Genomic DNA, 607 nt, shown 5'->3' on the forward strand with positions numbered 1-607 from the left:
GGAACCTGCCTTGGACAAAAAGGTTCCTTTAAATCCTAATAGCTACCAACTTTCTCAGGGCGACCGTTGTTACTCGTGGAGCACACAAACGTGATGGATGTAAATGACGCGGACAAAAAGGAACCCTTTTGTCAATGCCTAGACTCCAGCCTTGTTAATTACTTGGCACAGAAGCCACCCCGCGCACCCCCCCACGCGGCACCCTTCTCCCTCTGAAAACCATGAAAGTTGGCTACGCCCGCGTCTCCACCGACGAGCAGAACCTCGACCCCCAGGTCCGGGCCCTGCACAGCGCAGGCTGTGACATTCTGTATACCGACCACGGCATCTCCGGCGCCGTCTTCGACCGCCCAGGCCTCTCCCGCGCGCTGCGCCGCCTCAAGCCCGGCGACACCCTCGTGGTCTGGAAGCTCGACCGCCTCGGCCGCTCCCTCAAGTCCCTCGTGCAGATCGTGGCCGCCCTCGGCCGCCGACGCGTGCAGTTCGCCTCGCTGTCCGAGTGCATCGACACCGGCACCCCGGGCGGCATGCTCGTCTTTCACATGATGGGTGCCCTCGCCGAGTTCGAGCGCTCCCTCATCAGCGAACGCACCAAGGCCGGCATGGC

1 protein-coding gene is annotated in these 607 nt (G+C 62.4%); it reads left to right on the forward strand.

All coding sequences use genetic code 11. The features are described 5' to 3' along the window. Positions 1 to 221: 221 nt before the first annotated feature. Positions 222 to 607, forward strand: a 386-nt coding sequence (locus L0984_RS29745) for a recombinase family protein (protein ID WP_234198008.1), incomplete at its 3' end; no start/stop codon positions are given.

This window comes from Pseudacidovorax sp. NFM-22, assembly GCF_021401245.1.
In the GTDB taxonomy this organism is placed as follows: Bacteria; Pseudomonadota; Gammaproteobacteria; order Burkholderiales; family Burkholderiaceae_C; genus Xenophilus.